The organism is Streptomyces sp. NPDC033180, assembly GCF_055577645.1.
Map to the genome: position 1 here is coordinate 1 of NZ_JBVIPU010000015.1, position 19,513 is coordinate 19,513.

Annotated in this window: 18 protein-coding genes; 4 read left to right on the forward strand and 14 right to left on the reverse strand. The window is 72.0% G+C overall.

What is annotated here, in order from left to right:
* Window positions 1-449 precede the first annotated feature (449 nt).
* The 3 genes from ACZ5WE_RS31010 to ACZ5WE_RS31020 form a co-directional block, all read right to left on the reverse strand.
* On the reverse strand, window positions 450-1,721 hold the full coding sequence (locus ACZ5WE_RS31010; RefSeq protein ID WP_467688206.1) for an HRDC domain-containing protein: 1,272 nt from the start codon (window positions 1,719-1,721) through the stop codon (window positions 450-452).
* Window positions 1,722-1,799: 78 nt separating this feature from the next.
* On the reverse strand, window positions 1,800-2,462 hold the full coding sequence (locus ACZ5WE_RS31015) for a response regulator transcription factor (protein ID WP_160507754.1): 663 nt from the start codon (window positions 2,460-2,462) through the stop codon (window positions 1,800-1,802).
* A gap of 356 nt (window positions 2,463-2,818) precedes the next feature.
* Complete coding sequence (locus tag ACZ5WE_RS31020; protein WP_467688203.1) at window positions 2,819-3,484, reverse strand: DUF3000 domain-containing protein; 666 nt, start codon at window positions 3,482-3,484, stop codon at window positions 2,819-2,821.
* A 207-nt stretch (window positions 3,485-3,691) separates the two neighbouring features.
* Here ACZ5WE_RS31020 and hemE point away from each other — a divergent pair, with 207 nt between their 5' ends.
* Window positions 3,692-4,699, forward strand: coding sequence for a uroporphyrinogen decarboxylase (gene hemE / locus ACZ5WE_RS31025; protein ID WP_467688567.1), 1,008 nt, complete (start codon window positions 3,692-3,694; stop codon window positions 4,697-4,699).
* Window positions 4,700-4,862: 163 nt separating this feature from the next.
* Here the strand turns inward: hemE and ACZ5WE_RS31030 are convergent, their stop codons facing one another.
* Both ACZ5WE_RS31030 and ACZ5WE_RS31035 read right to left on the reverse strand, forming a co-directional pair.
* Window positions 4,863-6,245 carry an FAD-dependent oxidoreductase gene (locus ACZ5WE_RS31030; protein ID WP_467688201.1) on the reverse strand — a complete coding sequence of 461 codons (1,383 nt, stop codon included), beginning with the start codon at window positions 6,243-6,245 and terminating at the stop codon, window positions 4,863-4,865.
* 36 nt (window positions 6,246-6,281) lie between these two features.
* Window positions 6,282-7,232, reverse strand: a complete 951-nt coding sequence (locus ACZ5WE_RS31035; protein ID WP_467688199.1) for a DUF4349 domain-containing protein — start codon at window positions 7,230-7,232, stop codon at window positions 6,282-6,284.
* Between the two features lie 152 nt (window positions 7,233-7,384).
* Here ACZ5WE_RS31035 and hemG point away from each other — a divergent pair, with 152 nt between their 5' ends.
* The 3 genes from hemG to ACZ5WE_RS31050 all read left to right on the forward strand — a co-directional run bounded on the left by hemG (window position 7,385) and on the right by ACZ5WE_RS31050 (window position 10,078).
* Window positions 7,385-8,836 carry a protoporphyrinogen oxidase gene (hemG, locus tag ACZ5WE_RS31040; protein WP_467688197.1) on the forward strand — a complete coding sequence of 484 codons (1,452 nt, stop codon included), beginning with the start codon at window positions 7,385-7,387 and terminating at the stop codon, window positions 8,834-8,836.
* Window positions 8,837-8,840: 4 nt separating this feature from the next.
* Window positions 8,841-9,560: a hydrogen peroxide-dependent heme synthase gene (hemQ, locus tag ACZ5WE_RS31045; protein WP_467688195.1), complete on the forward strand. Its 720-nt coding sequence runs from the start codon at window positions 8,841-8,843 to the stop codon at window positions 9,558-9,560.
* 143 nt (window positions 9,561-9,703) lie between these two features.
* Window positions 9,704-10,078: an RNHCP domain-containing protein gene (locus ACZ5WE_RS31050; protein ID WP_363309969.1), complete on the forward strand. Its 375-nt coding sequence runs from the start codon at window positions 9,704-9,706 to the stop codon at window positions 10,076-10,078.
* 7 nt (window positions 10,079-10,085) lie between these two features.
* Here the strand turns inward: ACZ5WE_RS31050 and ACZ5WE_RS31055 are convergent, their stop codons facing one another.
* The 9 genes from ACZ5WE_RS31055 to ACZ5WE_RS31095 all read right to left on the reverse strand — a co-directional run bounded on the left by ACZ5WE_RS31055 (window position 10,086) and on the right by ACZ5WE_RS31095 (window position 19,452).
* Window positions 10,086-11,717 carry an alpha/beta hydrolase gene (locus tag ACZ5WE_RS31055; RefSeq protein WP_467688193.1) on the reverse strand — a complete coding sequence of 544 codons (1,632 nt, stop codon included), beginning with the start codon at window positions 11,715-11,717 and terminating at the stop codon, window positions 10,086-10,088.
* A 107-nt stretch (window positions 11,718-11,824) separates the two neighbouring features.
* Window positions 11,825-12,586: a TIGR04222 domain-containing membrane protein gene (locus tag ACZ5WE_RS31060; protein WP_467688191.1), complete on the reverse strand. Its 762-nt coding sequence runs from the start codon at window positions 12,584-12,586 to the stop codon at window positions 11,825-11,827.
* Window positions 12,587-12,626: 40 nt separating this feature from the next.
* Window positions 12,627-13,445, reverse strand: coding sequence for a DUF4142 domain-containing protein (locus ACZ5WE_RS31065; protein WP_467688189.1), 819 nt, complete (start codon window positions 13,443-13,445; stop codon window positions 12,627-12,629).
* A 148-nt stretch (window positions 13,446-13,593) separates the two neighbouring features.
* Window positions 13,594-14,565 (reverse strand): TIGR04222 domain-containing membrane protein, encoded by a 972-nt coding sequence (locus ACZ5WE_RS31070; RefSeq protein ID WP_467688187.1) that lies wholly within the window; start codon window positions 14,563-14,565, stop codon window positions 13,594-13,596.
* Between the two features lie 11 nt (window positions 14,566-14,576).
* On the reverse strand, window positions 14,577-15,896 hold the full coding sequence (locus tag ACZ5WE_RS31075; RefSeq protein ID WP_467688185.1) for an MbnB/TglH/ChrH family RiPP precursor modification enzyme: 1,320 nt from the start codon (window positions 15,894-15,896) through the stop codon (window positions 14,577-14,579).
* A 131-nt stretch (window positions 15,897-16,027) separates the two neighbouring features.
* The gene (locus ACZ5WE_RS31080; RefSeq protein WP_467688183.1) at window positions 16,028-16,792 is read right to left on the reverse strand and encodes a DUF4142 domain-containing protein; all 765 of its coding nucleotides are present in this window, start codon (window positions 16,790-16,792) and stop codon (window positions 16,028-16,030) included.
* 86 nt (window positions 16,793-16,878) lie between these two features.
* Window positions 16,879-17,481, reverse strand: a complete 603-nt coding sequence (locus ACZ5WE_RS31085; RefSeq protein WP_467688181.1) for a TIGR03086 family metal-binding protein — start codon at window positions 17,479-17,481, stop codon at window positions 16,879-16,881.
* Between the two features lie 479 nt (window positions 17,482-17,960).
* On the reverse strand, window positions 17,961-18,695 hold the full coding sequence (locus tag ACZ5WE_RS31090; RefSeq protein ID WP_467688179.1) for a TetR/AcrR family transcriptional regulator: 735 nt from the start codon (window positions 18,693-18,695) through the stop codon (window positions 17,961-17,963).
* Between the two features lie 10 nt (window positions 18,696-18,705).
* Window positions 18,706-19,452, reverse strand: coding sequence for an aminoacyl-tRNA hydrolase (locus ACZ5WE_RS31095; protein ID WP_467688177.1), 747 nt, complete (start codon window positions 19,450-19,452; stop codon window positions 18,706-18,708).
* Window positions 19,453-19,513: the final 61 nt, after the last annotated feature.

Sequence of the window (19,513 nt, forward strand, 5' to 3'; positions counted from 1 at the left end):
TCGGCGCAGCCGACGCGACGTAGGAGCGCCCTTGACTCCCGGCCCGCAACCGCCAACCTCGCGACAACCGGATGGCCCCGGCACACAGCAACGCCACCGGTACAGCAAGGCCGCCCTCTTCGGTGACCTCGCACCTCGCACCTGGCACCTCGCACCTGGCACCTGGCACCTGGCACCTCGCACCTGGCACCTGGCACCTGGCACCTCGCACCTGGCACCTGGCACCTCGCACCTGGCACCTGGCACCTCGCACCTGGCACCTGGCACCTGGCACCTCGCACCTGGCACCTGGCACCTCGCACCTGGCACCTCGCACCTCGCGCCTCGCGCCTCGCACCTCGCACCTGGCACCTCGCACCTCGCACCTCGCACCTCGCACCTGGCACCTCGCACCTCGCGCCGGCCGACACCCACCCGCCCCTCACCCCCGGGAGAGGCCGCAACCGCGGCTACTCCGCCCTGAGTGCGGTCACCAAGGCCGGGGTGACCTGGGTGATCTGCCAGCGGCGCGCACCGTGAGCGGCGAGGGCGGCGGAGACGGACTCGGGGCCGACCTCGGCCGGCGGCTCCCAGCAGACCCTTCGTACCGTGTCCGGAGTGATCAGGTTCTCCTGAGGCATGTTCAGCTCCTCGGCCAGTGCCGAGACAGCCGCCCGCGCCGCGGAGAGGCGTGCCGCCGCGGCCGGGTCGCGGTCCGCCCAGGACCGGGGCGGCGGAGGCCCGGAAACGGCCGCTCCGGGCTGCGGGAGCTCGGAGTCGGGCAGGGCCTTGGCCCGGTCCACCGCGGCCTGCCACTGCTCGAGCTGGCGCCGCCCCATGCGGTGCCCGAACCCGGTGAGACCGGCGAGCGCGTGCACGTTGGGCGGCAGCCCGAGCGCCGCCTCCACGATCGCGCCGTCACTGAGCACCTTGCCGGGCGAAACGTCACGCCGTTGCGCGACGCGATCACGCGCGGTCCACAGCTCACGTACGACGGCCATCTGACGGCGGCGCCGCACCTTGTGCATGCCCGACGTACGCCGCCAGGGGTCGACCCGCGGCGGCGCGGGCGGCGCGGAGGAGATCGCGTCGAACTCCTCGCGGGCCCACTCCAGCTTGCCCTGGCGGTCGAGCTCCTTCTCCAGCGCGTCCCGCAGGTTCACGAGCAGCTCCACGTCCAGCGCCGCGTACCGCAGCCACGGATCGGGCAGCGGCCGCGTCGACCAGTCGACCGCCGAGTGCCCCTTCTCCAGGACGAAGCCGAGCACGCCCTCGACCATCGCGCCGAGGCCGACCCGGGGGAAACCCGCGAGGCGCCCCGCGAGCTCCGTGTCGAAGATGCTGGTGGGGATCATGCCTATTTCGCGCAGGCACGGCAGATCCTGCGTGGCGGCGTGCAGCACCCACTCCGCGCCGGAGATCGCCTCGCCGAGCTCCGACAGGTCGGGGCAGGCGACGGGGTCGATCAGGGTGCTGCCCGCGCCTTCGCGGCGCAGCTGCACGAGGTAGGCGCGTTGGCCGTACCGGTAGCCGGACGCGCGTTCGGCGTCCACGGCCACGGGGCCACTGCCTGCCGCGAAAGCGGCGATCACCTCGGCGAGGGCTGTCTCGTCGGCGACCACCGGGGGGATTCCATCACGCGGCTCGTCCAAAGGGATCGGCGCCGTTTCGACGTCGTCCGGAGGGCCGCCTCCGGTGGTTCGCAGTGAGCTGTCTGCTGCGGTCTCTTGGGCGTCGGTCACCTGTCAAGGGTATCTGTGTATGCACAGCGCCCGTCGACGGAACGTTCCGTCGACGGGCGCACGAGGGGTGTAAATGAGTCAGTGGATGATTCCGGTGCGCAGGGCCACAGCCACCATCCCGGCGCGGTCACCCGTGCCGAGCTTGCGTGCGATGCGGGCGAGGTGGCTCTTCACGGTCAGGGCGGAGAGCCCCATCGAGACACCGATGGCCTTGTTCGACTGACCCTCCGCGACGAGGCGGAGAACCTCCACCTCGCGGCCGGACAGCTCGCGGTAGCCACCGGGGTGGCTGGGAGCGCCCGGCGGGCGGCGGTGCATTCGGGCGGCGGCCGAGCCGATGGGCGCGGCGCCGGGGCGGGTGGGGAGACCGACGTTGTTGCGGGTGCCGGTGACGACGTAGCCCTTGACGCCGCCCGCGAGGGCGTTGCGTACGGCGCCGATGTCATCGGCGGCGGAGAGGGCGAGGCCGTTCGGCCAGCCCGCCGCGCGGGTTTCTGAGAGGAGCGTCAGGCCGGAGCCGTCGGGGAGGTGGACGTCTGCGACGCAGATGTCACGGGGGTTGCCGATGCGGGGACGAGCCTCCGCGATCGACGAGGCCTCGATCACGTCGCGAACACCGAGGGCCCACAGGTGGCGGGTGACGGTGGAGCGGACGCGCGGGTCGGCCACGACGACCATGGCGGTCGGCTTGTTCGGGCGGTAGGCGACCAGGCTTGCGGGCTGCTCGAGGAGAACGGACACCAGGCCTCCTGGGGTGCGGGACTGAACCGGCTCGGGGATGAAGCCGGGACGAACCGTGCTTTCAAGGTCACCAACCTCTTCGGCACCAAACCCGCCCGCCTTTAGAGAATGATCACGATTTGGTGAGTAACAATTCGGGCGATTCGGACATGCGATCGATCATCCGAAGATCAACCCGAATCGCAGTCGTTCAGAATCGTTCGCTCATCCGCAGAACCGCCCCCACATTCCCCGCACTCCCCGCGCGGCAGAACCGCCGCACATCCCCCGCGCACCCCCCTCCGCGCGGCAGAACCGCCTCACGCCCCCCGCACCCCCACGCCTGCCCTGCCCCACGCCGCCCCGCCCGTCCTCCGTCACTGCGTCTGCGGCCCCCGCCGCTGGGGCAGCGACACCACCGACCCGTCGCCGCCGCCCTGGTTCGCCGGCGGCAGCCCCGCCACCTGGCAGAGCAGATCGCACCACGCCGCGAGATGCGCCGCCGTGTCCGGCGCCCCGCCGGGCCCCTCGCGCGGCGTCCACGACGCCCGGATCTCGATCTGCGACGCGGGCGGCCGCTCGGCGAGCCCGCCGAAGTAGTGCGAGCCGGCACGCGTGACGGTGCCGCTCGGCTCCCCGCAGGCCAGGCCGCGCGCCTGCAGCGCGCCCGTCAGCCAGGACCAGCAGACCTCCGGAAGGAGTGGATCCGCCGCCATCTCCGGCTCCAGCTCCGCCCGTACGAGCGTGACGAGGCGGAAGGTGCCCTGCCACGCGTCGTGCCCCGCCGGATCGTGCAGCAGGACGAGACGTCCGTCCGCGAGGTCCTCGTCGCCTTCGACCACCGCCGCCTCCAGGGCGTACGCGTGCGGTGCCAGACGCTGTGGCGGCCGCGTCGGGTCGATCTCGATCTCGGGCCGAAGCCGTGCCCCGCGCAGCGCCTCGACCGCCGCGCGAAAGGGCAACGGAGTCGAATCCGCCACCTTCCCCTCCGTACTTTCCATCTCGCCAGCGCCGTCCGACCGTTGTCCCTGAGCCGCAGCCATGCGGGGAAGATTAAGGGGAACGGCGGCTTCGCGCAGGGAGAGACACCCGTGAGGGGGGTCCCGGTCAAGGCAGCGTGTCCCTCGGGGCGGGGGGTCGAGCGGGGGTCGGGCGAGGGCCGGGCGGGCGCGTGCGAGACTTTCCGCGTGAGTGCCAACAACAGCAGCCCCGCGGGCCAGCAGAACGCAGCGACGTACGACTCCGCTTTCATGAAGGCCTGCAGGCGCGAGCCCGTGCCGCACACGCCGGTCTGGTTCATGCGGCAGGCGGGGCGCTCACTTCCCGAGTACCGCAAGGTGCGCGAGGGCACGGCCATGCTGGAGTCCTGCATGATGCCGGAGCTGGTCACGGAGATCACGCTGCAGCCGGTGCGCCGCCACAAGGTCGACGCCGCGATCTACTTCAGCGACATCGTCGTCCCCCTCAAGGCCATCGGCATCGACCTCGACATCAAGCCGGGCATCGGCCCGGTCGTCGCGAACCCCATCCGCTCGCGCGCCGACCTCGCCCAGCTGCGGGATCTGACGCCGGACGACGTGAGTTACGTGACCGAGGCGATGGGCATGCTGACGGCCGAGCTGGGGTCGACCCCCCTCATCGGATTCGCCGGAGCACCTTTCACTCTCGCGAGTTACCTGGTCGAGGGCGGTCCGAGCCGTAACCACGAGCACACCAAGGCGCTCATGTACGGCGACCCGCAGCTGTGGGCCGACCTGCTCGACCGGCTCGCGGAGATCACCGGCGCCTTCCTCAAGGTGCAGATCGAGGCGGGCGCTAGCGCCGTGCAGCTCTTCGACTCGTGGGTGGGCGCGCTGGCCCCCGCCGACTACCGGCGCTCCGTGATGCCCGCGTCGCGGAAGGTCTTCGACGCGGTGGCCTCGTACGGAGTGCCGCGTATCCACTTCGGTGTCGGCACGGGCGAGCTGCTCGGTCTGATGGGCGAGGCGGGCGCCGACGTGATGGGCGTCGACTGGCGCGTCCCGATGGACGAGGCCGTTCGCAGGGTCGGCCCCGGCAAGGCGCTGCAGGGGAACCTCGACCCGGCGGTCCTCTTCTCCACGCGGGAGGCGGTCGAGGCCAAGACGGACGAGGTTCTCGACGCCGCGTCCGGCCTCGAGGGGCACATCTTCAACCTCGGCCACGGCGTCCTGCCGTCCACGGACCCCGACGCCCTGACGCGCCTCGTGGAGCACGTCCACACGCGGACCGCGCGCTGACGGGTCCTGTCCGGTTCGGGTCCTGTCCGGTCGGGTCCAGTCCGGTCGGGTCCAGTCCGGTCCGGTCGGAGTCGTTCGTAGTTGGCTGAAAATCTCGCCTGAATGTGACGGGTGAGCCCAGCCCGGGACCAGCCTGGGCCCACCCGGCGGTCCGCCCAGGGGCCTACCCCGGGGCCCGGACCGCCGCGACCGCCTTGCGTGCCGCCACCAGGACCGGGTCCCACACCGGTGAGAACGGCGGGGCGTAGCCGAGGTCGAGCGCGGTCATCTGGTCCACCGTCATCCGGGCCGTCAGGGCCACGGCCGCGATGTCGACGCGCTTGCCCGCGCCCTCGCGGCCCACGATCTGGACGCCGAGCAGCCGCCCCGTGAGGCGCTCGGCGAGCATCTTCACGGTCATCACGGCCGCACCGGGGTAGTAGCCCGCGCGGCTCGTCGACTCGATGGTCACCGAGACGAACTGCAAACCTGCTGCCCGCGCCTCCTTCTCGCGCAGGCCCGTGCGGGCGATCTCCAGGTCGCAGACCTTGCTGACGGCCGTGCCGACGACCCCGGGGAACGTCGCGTAACTCCCGCCCACGTTCGAGCCGATGACCTGCCCGTGCTTGTTGGCGTGCGTGCCGAGCGCGATGTGGCGCTCGCGGCCCGAGACCAGATCGAGGACCTCTACGCAGTCGCCGCCCGCCCAGATGTTCTCGTGCCCCCGCACCCGCATCGCGAGGTCCGTGAGCAGCCCGCCGTACTCACCGAGCGGAAGACCCGCCGCGCGGGCGAGCTCCGTCTCCGGGCGCACCCCGATGCCGAGCACCACCACATCCGCCGGGTACTCCGCGTCCTCGGTGGCCACCGCCCTGACCCGGCCGTCGTCATCGGTGAGGATCTTGGTGACCTCGGCGCCGTTCACCATCTCGATGCCCATGCCGGACATCGCATCGTGGACGAGGCGGCCCATGTCCGGGTCGAGCGTCGACATCGGCTCCGTGCCGCGGTTGACGACCGTCACCTCGTAGCGGCGCTGGATCAGGGCCTCGGCCATCTCGACGCCGATGTAGCCCGCGCCGATGACGACCGCCCTGCGGCCCTCCGTGCCCGCCAGCGTGTCAAGGAGCGCCTGGCCGTCGTCCAGGGTCTGCACGCCGTGCACGCCGGGGGCGTCGATGCCTGGCAGGGAGGGACGGACCGGGCGGGCGCCGGTGCCGATCACGAGCTTGTCGTACGCCGTCCAGTCCTCCGCCCCGGATTCCAGGTCCCGGGTGCGCACCCGGCCGCCATCGACATCGATCTCCATGACCTCCGTACGCATGCGCAGGTCGATGTCGCGCTCCCGGTGCTCCTCGGGCGTACGCGCGATCAGCTCGTCCCGCGAAAGGACGTCACCGCCGACCCAGTAGGGGATGCCGCAGGCCGAGTACGAGGTGAAGTGGCCGCGCTCGAACGCGACGATCTCCAGCTTGTCCGGGCCCTTGAGCCTGCGTGCCTGCGACGCGGCGGACATGCCCGCCGCGTCGCCCCCGATGACCACCAGTCGCTCTCTCGCGCTACTCATACGGACACGCTACGACGCGGCGGCAGTTGAAGGGCCCTAGTCGTCGCCGCCCTCGCGCGCCGCCGTCACGGCGGGCCGCCGCGACAGCCGGGGCCGCACCAGGCGCTGCCAGAGCAGGAACAGCAGCGCCGCCACCGCCGCGAACGGCAGGACCGCGCCGAGGGCGACCGCGAGCCACCGCAGCATCGTCACGAAGGCGCTCCAGCCGCCGGACAACGCGTCCACGAACGTCGGGGCGTCGTCCGCGTCCGCCTTCTTCACGGCCGTCTCGCTGAGCGAGAGCGTGATGGTGGACATGCTCGTACGGTCCTTGAGCGAGGACTGCTGCGCGAGCAGCGCCTCCAGTTCGGACTGACGGCTGCTCAACTCCCCTTCCAGGGTGACGACATCGCTCAGCTTGGTCGCCTTGTCCATCAGCTCCCGCACCCGCGCCACGCTCGCCCGCTGCGACTTGACGCGGCTCTCCACGTCGACGACCTGCTCGGTGACGTCCTGCGCCTTGGCCCTGCGCTCGATCAGCTTGCCGGCGCCCTCCAGGGACGCGAGCACCTCCTCGTACCGGTCCTGCGGGACACGCAGCACGATGCGGGAGCGCTCGTGGCCGCGGCCGTCGCGGTCCGTGGTCTCGTCGCCGACGACGCCGCCCGCGTCGGTGGCCGCCGCGCGCGCCTCGTCCAGGGCCTCCGGTACGTCCTTGACGCGGACGGTCAGGGTGGCGGTGCGGATGATGTGCGTGCCGGTGATCTTGGGTGGCTTCTTCTGGCCGGTCTTGTCCGCACGGCCGCCACCGCCCGCCCCCTTGTCGTCCTGGTTGCCGGAGTAGTGAGCGTCCTCCTTGGCGGCGCCCGCCGCCTTGTCGCTGTCGCCGCCGCTGTCGCTGCTGCCGCCCGTGCTGCACCCGGTGAGCGCGAGGGCGACCGCGAGCAGGACGGCCGAGAGTGCCTGGACCGTGCGGTGCCTTGACCTGGTTTCGCTGGACGCGAGCATCTCGACGTACCCCCGAGGGTCGTGGTGACTGGTACTCCTTCGCCTGCTCCTTCGACGCCGGGGAGGGGCGAAACGATGGTTGCTGACCGGTCCCGATGGGGTCACGTTCGGGACTCGCGCGACGCGTGGAGCACGACTCGTAGAGTGGAGTCATGCGCGAAACGGACACACGTACGGGTCATGTTGTTGTCATCGGTGGCGGGATCGCCGGACTGGCCGCCGCCCACCGATTGCTCGACACCGGAGCCCGCGTGACCGTCCTGGAGGCCTCCGACCGGCTCGGCGGCAAGCTGCTCCCCGGCGAGATCGAGGGCGTCCGGGTCGACCTCGGCGCCGAGTCGATGCTGGCCCGCCGCCCGGAGGCCGTCGCCCTCGCCCGCGAGGTGGGCCTCGCCGACCGGCTGCAGCCGCCCGCCACCGCGACCGCGGCGATCTGGACCCGCGGGGCCCTGCGGCCGATGCCCAAGGGCCACGTCATGGGCGTACCCGGCGACGCGTCGGCCCTGGCCGGTGTGCTCTCCGACGAAGGACTGCGGCGCATCGAGCGGGACCGTGAACTGCCGGCCACCGAGGTCGGGGACGACGCCGCGGTCGGCGAGTACGTGGCCGCGCGCCTGGGCCGAGAGGTCGTCGACCGCCTCGTGGAGCCGCTGCTGGGCGGCGTGTACGCGGGCGACGCGTACCGCATCTCGATGCGCTCGGCCGTCCCGCAGCTCTTCGAGGCCGCCCGCACGCACGCCTCCCTCACGGAGGGCGTCCGTGACATCCAGGCCAGGGCCGCGCGGAACCAGCAGACCGGCCCCGTCTTCATGGGCATCGAGGGCGGCGTCGGGCAACTGCCGCTCGCCGTCGCCGATTCGGTCCGCGCGCGGGGCGGGGAGATCCGCACCGGGACGCCGGTCACCGAGCTGCGGCGCACCCCGGATGGGTGGCAGGTGGTCACCGGGGAGCAGATCATCGACGCCGAAGCGGTGGTCGTGGCCGTACCCGCCTACGCCGCCGCCGCGCTCCTCGGCGTCGAGGCGCCCGCCGCCGCTGCCGAGCTCGCAGGCGTCGAGTACGCCTCCATGGCCCTGATGACCCTCGCCTACCGCCGGAGCGAGATCGACCTCCCCGAAGGCAGCGGTTTTCTCGTGCCGCCCGTCGACGGGCACACCATCAAGGCGTCCACCTTCGCGTCACGCAAGTGGGGCTGGATCGCCGAGGAGGACCCCGACCTGCTGGTGCTGCGTACGTCGGTGGGGCGCCACGGCGAAACGGAGATCCTGAAGCGTGACGACGCCGAGCTCATCGAGCTCTCCCGCCACGACCTGCGCGCGGCCACCGGCCTGACCGCCGCCCCCGTCGCCACCCGCGTCACCCGCTGGCACGACGGTCTGCCGCAGTACCCCGTCGGCCACCACGCGCGCGTGGCCCGCGTCCGCGAGCACGTGAGCAAGCTGCCCGGCCTCGCCGTGTGCGGAGCGGCGTACGACGGAGTGGGTATCCCCGCCTGCATCGCGAGCGCCTACGCGGCCGTGGACCAGCTCGGCGGTGACCTGGCCGGTGTGCAGGAGCTCACCGCCAACCCGGTGCAGAGCCTGCACGGCGGCGGAGGAGAATAGGGCCATGAGTGACGACGCCCCCGCCAAGAGCCCGAACGCGGGCAAGAAGGCCAAGGACCTCAACGAGGTCATCCGCTACACGCTGTGGTCCGTCTTCAAGCTGCGCGACCTGCTGCCCGAGGACCGTGCCGGCTACGCCGACGAGGTCCAGGAGCTGTTCGACCAGCTCGCCGCCAAGGACATCACCGTCCGCGGCACGTACGACGTGTCGGGCCTGCGCGCCGACGCGGACGTCATGATCTGGTGGCACGCCGAGACCTCCGACGAGCTGCAGGAGGCCTACAACCTCTTCCGGCGCACCAAGCTGGGCCGCGCCCTGGAGCCGGTCTGGTCGAACATGGCGCTGCACCGCCCCGCCGAGTTCAACAAGTCGCACATCCCGGCCTTCCTGGCCGACGAGACGCCGCGCAACTACATCAGCGTCTACCCCTTCGTGCGCTCCTACGACTGGTACCTGCTGCCCGACGAGGACCGCCGCCGCATGCTCAAGGACCACGGCATGATGGCCCGCGGCTACCCCGACGTGCGCGCCAACACCGTCGCCTCGTTCTCGCTGGGCGACTACGAGTGGATGCTCGCCTTCGAGGCGGACGAGCTGTACCGCATCGTCGACCTCATGCGGCACCTGCGCGCCTCCGAGGCCCGCATGCACGTCCGCGAAGAGGTGCCGTTCTACACCGGCCGCCGCAAGTCCGTGGCCGAGCTCGTAGCGGGCCTCGCCTAGTTAATTCGGTTGCCGCGCCCGTCCGGTGCGGGTTTCATCGAGAGGTCGAAGCCGAGGACAGAAAGATGGTGCGTGTATGCCCAGGGCCCCGCGGATCAGCTCGAAGCCAGCCCATTCCGCGACGCACTGGAGTCCACCCCATCATGTCCCGCAACACCTCTCGGCGGGCCCGCACTGAAGCGCGCGCCCAGTCCTTCCGCTGCCTGCAGTGCGGTCTCGACGTATCGATGACCGCCCCCGGCACCGACCACCGCAACCACTGTCCCAACTGCCTGTGGAGCCGTCACCTCGACGACACCCCGGGCGACCGGGCCGCGGAGTGCGGCGCCCGGATGGAACCCCTCGCCATCTCCGTACGAGGAGACGGCGAGTGGGTGCTCGTCCATCGCTGCACGCACTGCGGCGTCCTGCACGCCAACCGCACGGCGGGCGACGACAACGCCCTGCCGCTGACCCGGCTCGCGGTGCGCCCGCTGGCGCAGCCGCCGTTCCCGCTGGAGCGGCTCGGCGCCTTGTAGCCGGTGCCTAGTGCTTCTTGGGAAGAGCCGCCGCCCGCGCGCCGGAAAGCGGCTCAGGCTCCTTGTGCGGTGCGCACGCCGCGCTCCGTACAGGGAGCCTGCCCTCGAGGAGATACGCCTCCATGTGGCCGTTGACGCACTTGTTGGGTCCTGCGCCGATGCCGTGGGTGCCCGCGTCCCGCTCGGTCACCAGGACCGAACCTCCCAGCCTGCGGTGCAGCTCCTGAGCCCCCTTGTACGGCGTCGCCGCGTCCCGCTCGGCGGCCAGGATCAGCGTCGGGGGCAGCTCGCCCCACCCGGTGCGGACGTCCATGGGCTGCTGCCTGCGCTCGGGCCAGTAGGCGCACGGCAGGTTCATCCAGGCGTTGTCCCAGGTCTCGAAGGGTGCGGTGCGCGCGAGGAGTGAGTTGTCGCGGTTCCAGGTCCTGAAGTCCGTCGGCCAGGGCGCGTCATTGCACTCGACCGCGGTGTAGACCGCGTTGCCGTTCTCCTGCTCCTTGGCCGCCTTCGGCTCGGGCGCCGCCTGCTCGATCAGCGGCTTCGGGTTGCCCTTCACATAGGCCGAGAGCGCCGATGCACGCGCCGGCCAGTAGTCGTCGTAGTACCCGGCCTGGAGGAAGGCCGACTGCAGCTGACCGGGGCCGACCCTGCCGCCCGCGGGCTTGGCCGCCAGTGCGGCGCGCACCTTCTCGTAGCTGCGCAGCACCGCTTCGGGCGTCTTGCCCAGGTGGTACGTCCTGTCGTGCTTGGCCACCCACGCGCGGAAGTCGCCCCAGCGCTGCTCGAAGGCCGCGGACTGGTCGAGGTTGTTGCGGTACCAGATCTGCGCGGGGTCGGGGTTGACCGCGGAGTCGAAGACCATGCGGCGCACGTGCGAGGGGAAGAGCGAGGCGTACACGGCGCCGAAGTACGTGCCGTACGAGGCGCCCATGAAGGTCAGCTTCTTCTCGCCGAGCGCCGCCCGCAGCACATCCAGGTCACGGGCGTTGTTCAGGCTCGTGTAGTGCCGCACGGCCGTTCCGGAGCGCTTGACGCACCCCTCCGCGTACGCCTTCGCCTGCTTGACGCGCTCCAGCTTGTACGCGGCGTCGGGGTGGGTCGGCGACTGCGTCGGGGCCTTCGCGAACTCCTTGGGGTCCTGGCAGGAGATCGGGGCCGAGCGACCGACACCGCGCGGTGCGTAGCCCACGAGGTCGTACGCCGCCGCGATGCGCTTCCACTCGGGGAGCATGCCGACCATCGGGAAGTACATGCCGGACCCGCCGGGTCCGCCGGGGTTGAACACGAGGGCACCCTGCCGCTTGACGGACTTGCCCCGCCGGGGCTCGGCCCGCTCCGTGGCCTTGGTGCGGCTGACGGTCAGTTTGATCTGCTTGCCGTTCGGGTGCGCGTAGTCCAGCGGGACCGAGACCGTGCCGCACTTGATCGAGGGGGGCAGGCTCTCCACCGCGGGGCAGGCGCCGAAGCGGATACCGGCGGCCTGCGCCCGCAGGGCCGCGACGTGGGAGCCGTGCGCTTCCAGGTAAGAGGAGGGGGAGGGGTAGGTGTCGGCCGCGGACGCGCTTCCCGTCGGGGCGGCGACGAGTGCGGTCAGGACCAAGGATCCGGCGGTTCCGTAGAGGGCGGCTGCTGCTCTCATCGCTCTTCATCCCTTCATTCGGCCGTGCGTTGCTCGAACAAAAGGGATGATTCGTTTGGTAATAGGGGAAGTAAAGCACCGCCCCGCCGGTGTCCGGCGTGTCGGGCTCAATGACCCCGATGCGCCGCGTCCCGGTGCGCGAAGGCCGCACGCAGCTGCGGATCGGCCAGGGCGCGGGTGCCGCGTACGGCGATGACGGTGAGGTCGGAGCCGCCGCGCGCGGGGAGCGCGCTCAGGAGCAGCTGGCCCGCGGGCGAGGCCCACCGGGGGTAGGGATGGATCTCGAAGCGGGCGACGGCGAGGCAGCTCGCGTTCAGGACGAGGGGCAGCGCGAACCAGAGCGCTACAGGCACCTGTCCTGAAGGCTCCTGAGCGGGCATCAGGAGTGCGACGGCCCCGAGGGCGACCACGGCCGCGGTGGCCGCCCGGACCTGCCGGACGGCTCCCGCGACCCCCGACCAGGTGCCGTCCGGCAGGGCGAGGCCCGCTGCGACGAGACGGTCGGCGAGGGCGCGCATCGCGTCGGTGCCGGCCGCCGCCCGGCGCACCGGCGCTATCGGCGACTGCCCACCGGGCCCGATCGCGCCGAGCACGGACCGCTCCATGTCGTCGCCGCCCACCGGGTCGACGACCGTCGCCCAACCCGTGTGCGCGAGCAGCAGACGCCGGGCGCGGGCCATCGACACCAGGGTGAGGTCGGTGACGCGCGCCGGGCCGCCGGAGAGGAACGCGGCTTCGTAGAGCGTCAGTTCATGGCGGGGCCCCGGGGCCCCGCCGCGCGGGGCGGAGCGGTACGCGGCGAGGCAGAGCCGTGCACAGGACAGGCCCGTCGCGACCCAGGCCACGAGCAGGAGCGGAAGCCAGAACATGCCGGTGTTGTATGCGAGGGAGCGGGGGCGGCGCCACGGGTTATTCAGCATGCGGACGCGGGGTCGCGGGTACGTAACGTTCCGCTTTGGAGCGGGGCTTGTCCTTCTTCTCCTTCTCCTCCTTGGGCTTGGGGCGGGACGCCGGTGGAGGCAGCGAGAACGTGGGGGATGGCGAGACCGGGGTCGCCGGGGACGGTGACCGGGTCGGGCCCGGTGGGGCGGGGGAGCGGGTCACCGGGACGGGGCCGGCCGACGCAGCGTCGCGCGCCAGGTCGTCGAAGTCGACGAGGCCCGTGCCCTCGAGGGCCGTGATGTGGTCGAGGACCGTCGTGTTCGCGTCGTCCGCGAGCGTGCGCACCAGCGAGTTGCGGGTGCTCGCGCGGACTTCGGCGACCACCGAGAAGACCTTGCCGTGGGCGGCGCGCAGGATGTTGGCGAACTTCTCGTCGTACGCGTCACCGTGCGCGTCGCTCAGCTCGTCGAGCCAGCCCCGCTGCTGTGAGCTCGCCTGATTGGGCAGCTCGAGGTTGAGTCGCGTCGCCACCTCGCGTACCCGCGCGTCCAGGAACGTATGACCCTCGACGAGATGCTCGCCCGCCGTCTTGACCGCCTTGGTGGTGCCGCGCGCCTCGGCCTGCTGTCCGGCGGGGAGCTCCCAGAGGCCCGCGAGCCGTACCTTGGTGATGAAGTCCCGGTCGAGCGCGGAGAGCGGACCGAACTCCGTCGACACGGTCTCCGCGTCGAGTCTGTCCACGCCGGTGCCCGACCTGTCCTCGTACGACCAGACGGGGAAGAGCAGCGCCGCCAGTGTCGCGACGAGCCCCGCGACGATGAGGCCGGTGCCGTTGATGGATCGCATGACGCCTCCTGTTGCACCGCCGCACGTTAGTGCGCCACAGGAAGGCACCTGCGGGATACGGCCCGGAGTACGTCAACTGCCGTACGGGTAAGGGGCATGGGTTACGGGGCGGGCGCTGCCCGCAGGGTGAGGGGGCCGGGGGAGCTGCCTAGGAGCTGCCCCCGCCGCCGCCACCTCCTCCGCAGCCGCCACCGCCTCCTCCGCCGCAGGATGACGAGGAGCCCCCGCCGCCACAGCCGCCGCCGGAACTCCCGCAGCTGGAGCCGCCGCACCCCGAGCTGCCTCCGCCGGCTCCGCACCACGCGATGGTGCTCCCGGAGCTCGCGTACGTCGAGGATGTCCCCGACCTACGCCCGGGCCGGACGCGGTGCGCGGCCTGCAACTGCGCGCGCAGGTCGGGGTCGAGGACGCCGACCAGGCCTTCCACCGCCACGCGGTGCGCCGCGCCGGACACGTGTGCGCCCGCGGCGCGGTACTCCGCGAGAGCGGTCCTGCCCGTGGCGGTCACCCGCGTGCGAGTTGCGCGGCCGCAGAGCAGGCCGATCAGGGCGCCGACGACCCACGCCACGATCAACACGATGGTCGACGCGCTCACCGGGTCCCATGCGGGGCCGTCCCCGTCCTCGACGGCGATGACGCCGATGACGAGGAAGAACCCGACGAAGCTCAGGACGTTGTGCCGGATCTTTCCGCGCCGCAAGCGGTCCAGGGCCTCGGGGCGCACCATCAGACCGCGCCGGGCCATCGTGTCACCGATCGCCTGTACGGCGGGGCCGCGCATCACGCCGATGCGCAGCCAGTGCAGGGCGCCGCTCGGCGCGGCTGCGTGCGCCTGGAGCACCGCGCCCTCCACCGGATTGCGGACCTCGGCCGACTGGATCGCGACGACGCCCGGGAACGCGACCACCAGGCGTCCGTCCTCGTGCAGGGACGCGATCGCGGCGTCGGCGACCCGGCTGGGCCCGCCGGCGAGGAAGGCGGCCTCCAACGGGTCGAAGACGGCGCCGTGTTGTGCGTCGGGCTGCGGAGGCCTGGCCTGCCGGATGCGGGAGACGCCCACCAGGAGACCGGCCGTCGACCCCGCGATCAGGATGACGAGACAAACGGACAGGATCTCCACGAACGCCACCCCTACCCCCGTCGCAGCGCGAACCGCGCCGCCCGCAACCACCGTGCGACCGGCCCCGCGTCCAGCGGCGCGGGCCCGGACCGTTCGAGCCACCAGTGCGTCAGCCTGCCGCGCGCTTCCGCGTCCTCGGGCTGCCCGGCCAGCAGCAGCCGCTCGGCGAAGTCCAGCGCGTCACGCCGGTATCCGCCGGACATCGCCCGCGCCTGGGCGTACGCGAAGAACTCCGCGCGATAGCTCTCACCGAGAATCTCCGGCAGCTCGGGCGCCACCTTCGCCACGACGTCCGCCCGCTTGCCCGTCAACGCCCGGCTCTGCACGCTCAGCCGGGCGCGGTCGAACCCTTCGGGCGCGGGCGTCCCGGCCACCAGAGCGGACAGGAGCGCGGTCTGCGCGAGGGCGAGGCGCTGACGGGTGGCATCGGGCACGGCGGCAGATGCCACGGCGGCGGCTTCACCGGCGGCCGGCGCCGTACCGGAGGCGCACTCGCCGGAGGCGGGCGCCTTCGTCCGCACGGTCTCCCGTATCGCGTCCAGCTCCCGCTCCAGCTCCTCGGGCGCCGGGAAGTTCTCGTCCCTCTCCAGCAGGACACCCGGTGGGCTCACCCGTGCGGCCAGGTCCGAAAGGATCGCGAGGACGGGTTCGGGCACCGGGTGGGCGTGGCTGTCGTGCCAGACGCCGTCCCGCTCGAAACCGCCCGCGACGTGGACGTACGCGATGGCCTCGACCGGCAGCTCGTCCAGGGCCTTCGACGGGTCCTCGCCGCGGTTGACGTGGTTGGTGTGGAGGTTGGCGACATCGATGAGGAGGCGTACGCCCGTGCGCTCGACGAGCTCGTAGAGGAACTGCCCCTCGGTCATCTCCTCACCGGGCCAGGAGATCAGCGCCGCGATGTTCTCCACGGCGAGCGGCACCGGCAGCGCGTCCTGCGCGATCCGCACGTTCTCGCACAGCACGTCCAGGGCGTCGCGGGTGCGCGGGACCGGCAGCAGGTGCCCCGCCTCCAGCGGCTGCGAAGCCGTCAGCGGGCCCCCGGCGCGTACGAAGGCGATGTGCTCGGTGACCAGCGGCGAGCCGAGCAGCCGCGCGCGCTCGGCGAGCGCGGCGAGACGGGTCGCGTCGGGACGCTCGGCGCCACCGAGGCCGAGCGAGACGCCGTGCGGTACCACCGTGATGCCGCGCTCGCGCAGCCGGAGGAGGGAGTCGGGGAGGTGCCCTGGGCACAGGTTCTCCGCGACAGCCTCGACCCAGTCGATGCCGGGCATCCGTTCCACGGCGTCCGCGATCTCCGGACGCCACCCGATTCCGGTCCCCAGGTGCTTCATGTTCCCCCTCCTCCGCCAAGACCCCGCGTCGCGTCCGCCAAGACCGCGCGTCGCGCTCGTGTCTTGTGAACGTGTGCAGGGGTCATGGCCCCGACAGACGTCGCCGAACCCCTGAGGAGGGACGTTCAGAGCTACATTTGAGGTTCCGGCCGATTCGTGTTGACCTCCCCGGGCGGCGGGGGCGAGGGCCGCGACGTCGTGGACACATCACCGGTGGGGCCGGCCGGTGGGGGCACCGGGGGAACGCCGGAGGGCGGCGGAGGGCCGCTGGGGCTGGCCGTCGCGGTGGCTGCGCCGCCGTTCGCGATGTCGTCGAAGTCGACGAGGCCGGTGGCCTCCAGCATCGTGATGTGGTCGAGGACCGTCTGGTTGGAATCGGTGGCCAGCTGCCGGATCAGGGTGTTGCGGGTGCTGTCACGCACATCGGCGATCGCGCTGAACACCTTGCCGTGCGAGACCCGCAGCAGATTCGCGAACTTCCGCTGGTACGTCTCGCCGCTGGCCTCGGTCAACTCCTGCAGCCAGCCCTGCTGTTCGGCGGTGGGCTGGTTCGGCAGCTCCACGCCGAGCTGCGCCGCGACCGAACGGGCCCGCTTGTCGAGGTCCGTGTGGCCGACGATCAGATGGTCACCGGCCTCCTTGATCGCCTCGGTCGGCGCCCGCTCGACGGCCTGCTGGCCCGCGGGTATCTCCCAGAGGCCGGCGAGCCGCACCTTCACCAGCAGATCGCGGTCGGCGGCGGAGAGCGGACCCCACTGCGTGGCCACGGACCCGGCGGCCAGATTTGCGGGCCCGGTGCCAGAACGGTCGGCGTAGGACCACATGGGGAACGCGAGCGCGCCCAGTGTGACCACGAGTGCCGCGATGATCAGAGCCGTGCCGTTGATGCGCCGCAATGTGCCGTGCCTCCCTGCCCGTCAACCTGCCGTGGGGGCAAGCTACTTCCTGGTACCGGAAGATACGGAAGAGGCGTGCGTGATGTTCAACGCATTGCGTCACCGGATGAGGACCCGGGCTGCCGTCCGAGCAGAGCCAGCATCTCCCCCAGCGGCGACGCGTCTTCTGGCGTGGGCAGTACCGGCGCGAACGCGGCCCCGGGACCTCGGCGTTCGGGGTCCTTCGGCACCCGTCGCGCGATGTCGAGTGCGGCTTCGACGACCGGCCGTGGGAGCTGGAGCCCGACGCCGATGGTCATCGCCAGGTCCCAGGAGTGCACCACGTAGTCAAGGAAGTGGAAGCCGACGGCGACCCGCCCCGCGAACGTCCCGCCGATCTCGGGAAGCGTGAACCCCCGGTCCCCGACGCCCTCTTCGGTGAACGCCGCCAGCACATGACGCACCGACTCGTCGTAGACCTTGAACGGGTCGCGGCCGAGGTCCGGTGCGATCCAGTACGTACGGTCGGCGCCCGAGCCCCGTGCCGCCGCCGCGAATCCGTGGTGCTGCGCGGTCATGTGCGCCACCAGGTCGCGCAACGTCCAGCCGGCGCAGGGGGAGGGGCGTTCCCAGTCGGTGTCGCGGGCCGTGCGCAGGACGCGGAGCGATTCCTGGAGGGCGGCGCGGTCGAGTGCGATGAGGTCGTGCATGAGGTCTCAGGATCCTTCCGGGGAGTGAACGGCCGGGACAGGCCAGGGAGTTGGGTCGGCGAGAGCGGCCGCTCGCCGGTCCGGACCGAGACGGATCCCGAACGCTTGCGCCAGGGATCGATCCAGAGCCACATGCCGACGGCGCCGGGCGTCCTGGGCCACCTCCGCCGCAGCCGAAGCCCCGACGGGGCGATCGGTGCGGTCTGGGTGTGCCGGTGGGGCGGTGAACTCCGTGACGCTCACGAGGAGTTGGCCCGACGCGTGCGCCTCGGGGCCCGCTTGTCGCGGCGTACGCGAGACCGATCGGAGGATTGGTGAAGGCATGCGACGAGCTTAAAGCTAAACGAACGATCGTGCTACTTGTTTTGCTGGAGCCGGTCCGGGTGCCGGTCCGGGAGCCGATCTGCGGGCAGCTCAGGGGAGTTGGGGTGAGGTGCTCAGGGGGTCGTGGTGAGGTGCAGGGCGGTGTGGTGAGGCAGTCAGGGGAGTTGCGGCACCAGCGACGGGTCCGTCGCCGCAGTGCGCAGTCGTGCCGTGATGGCGACGCCCGCCCTGCGGTAGATGCCCGGCTCGTCGTGCAGCACCGAGTGCGCGTTCGCCGTCTCCATCAGCGCGATGAGCTCGAAGGCGAGCTGGGGGACGTCGGTGTCCGGGTGCAGTTCGCCGGAGTCGCGGGCTTCCGCGACGCAGCGCTCGACCTGGCCGGTCCAGTCACGGTCGGCGCGCACCAGCGCGTCGTGCACCGCGCCCTCGCGGGCGTCGAACTCGGCGATCACCCCGTGGAAGAAGCAGCCGCCGGGAAAGACGCGTTGTTCCGAGTAGTCGAGCCATCGCGCGCACAGCTGCCATGCGCGGCCGAGACCGGGCGGGTACTGCCCGGCCGGTTCCACCACCGCGTCCAGGAAGATGCGGCCCGCCGCACGGATGGTCGCGAGCTGCAGCTCCTCCTTGGAGCCGAACAGCGCGAAGACCCCGCTCTTGCTGAGCTTCAGCTCGGTGGCGATCCGGCCGAGGGAGAGCGCCTCCAGGCCCTCGACCGAGGCGATGTCGACCGTGCGGCGCAGGACGAGCCGCCGGGTCTGATTGCCACGCTCGACGCGCCCGTCGAGCTTGGCACGGCCCGCTTCCGACCCTGCTCCTGCTCCTGCTCCCGCTCCCGCTTCCGCGCCCGCGCCCGCCCTGGCGCCCTCGGTTACGCCGAGCTTGCTCGCCATGTCGGTCTCCTCAACGCAGAGCGGGATGGTCGGCGACCACGGTGCAGGAACCGGGGGCGATCTCCGTGAAGCCCGCGTCCCGTACCACCGGCAGGCCGCTGGCCACGAGTTCGCGCCAGAGCGCGGCGCCCGGGGTGCGGACGGAGAGCGGGAAACCGGCGTCCCGCCAGGCCGCGCGCTCCTCGTCCGACAGTTCCCACCAAGCCAGTTGGGCACCGTGCCCCGCCTGGGCCATCGCCTTGCCCGCCGACATGTCGACATCGGGGCTCATCCACAGGACCGGCGCGGTCGCGTCCGCCGGTGGCACCGCCTCCGGGTCGTCCAGGTCCGTGCCCGAGACCTGGAGCCGGGCCAGATCCTTGGGCCAGCCGTCGAGCGGCACCGGCGGGAAGGCGCGGACCTCCGCCGACTTGCCCGTCACCGTGATCCCCGGGAGCGCCTCGGCCCGCCGCCACTCGGCGCCGCGGGCCCGCCGCACCACCTTGCGGATCCTGGCGTCCTGCCAGTCCCGCATGGCCTGCGCCCACTCGCCGTCGCCCAGGGAGCGCTCGTCGCCGAGCATCACGAGCACCGCGCGGGCCGCGGTCTCCAGTGCGTCCGTACGGTGCGGAGGCTCGGCCCGCTCGATGCGCGCCACCAGCGGCAGTACGTACTGCGGTGCCTCGTCACGTGTCGTCTGCTCCACGCGGAAGGGGCTGTCCTGGGGGTCTGGGGTGTCCTGCGGCTGGGGATTCCCGGCGGTCTGGTCGCTGCTCACGCGTCCAGTCTGCCAGGCGGAAGATCGGGCCTGTCAGGGGCTTTGCCCGATGACTCCTTAG

Coding starts and splice junctions, on each gene's coding strand:
- ACZ5WE_RS31020 (WP_467688203.1), bottom strand. CDS start 3,484: ATGGCTGCGGCTCAGGGACAACGGTCGGACGGCGCTGGCGAGATGGAA.
- hemE (WP_467688567.1), top strand. CDS start 3,692: ATGAAGGCCTGCAGGCGCGAGCCCGTGCCGCACACGCCGGTCTGGTTC.
- ACZ5WE_RS31030 (WP_467688201.1), bottom strand. CDS start 6,245: ATGAGTAGCGCGAGAGAGCGACTGGTGGTCATCGGGGGCGACGCGGCG.
- ACZ5WE_RS31035 (WP_467688199.1), bottom strand. CDS start 7,232: ATGCTCGCGTCCAGCGAAACCAGGTCAAGGCACCGCACGGTCCAGGCA.
- hemG (WP_467688197.1), top strand. CDS start 7,385: ATGCGCGAAACGGACACACGTACGGGTCATGTTGTTGTCATCGGTGGC.
- hemQ (WP_467688195.1), top strand. CDS start 8,841: ATGAGTGACGACGCCCCCGCCAAGAGCCCGAACGCGGGCAAGAAGGCC.
- ACZ5WE_RS31050 (WP_363309969.1), top strand. CDS start 9,704: ATGTCCCGCAACACCTCTCGGCGGGCCCGCACTGAAGCGCGCGCCCAG.
- ACZ5WE_RS31055 (WP_467688193.1), bottom strand. CDS start 11,717: ATGAGAGCAGCAGCCGCCCTCTACGGAACCGCCGGATCCTTGGTCCTG.
- ACZ5WE_RS31060 (WP_467688191.1), bottom strand. CDS start 12,586: ATGTTCTGGCTTCCGCTCCTGCTCGTGGCCTGGGTCGCGACGGGCCTG.
- ACZ5WE_RS31065 (WP_467688189.1), bottom strand. CDS start 13,445: ATGCGATCCATCAACGGCACCGGCCTCATCGTCGCGGGGCTCGTCGCG.
- ACZ5WE_RS31075 (WP_467688185.1), bottom strand. CDS start 15,896: ATGAAGCACCTGGGGACCGGAATCGGGTGGCGTCCGGAGATCGCGGAC.
- ACZ5WE_RS31085 (WP_467688181.1), bottom strand. CDS start 17,481: ATGCACGACCTCATCGCACTCGACCGCGCCGCCCTCCAGGAATCGCTC.
- ACZ5WE_RS31090 (WP_467688179.1), bottom strand. CDS start 18,695: ATGGCGAGCAAGCTCGGCGTAACCGAGGGCGCCAGGGCGGGCGCGGGC.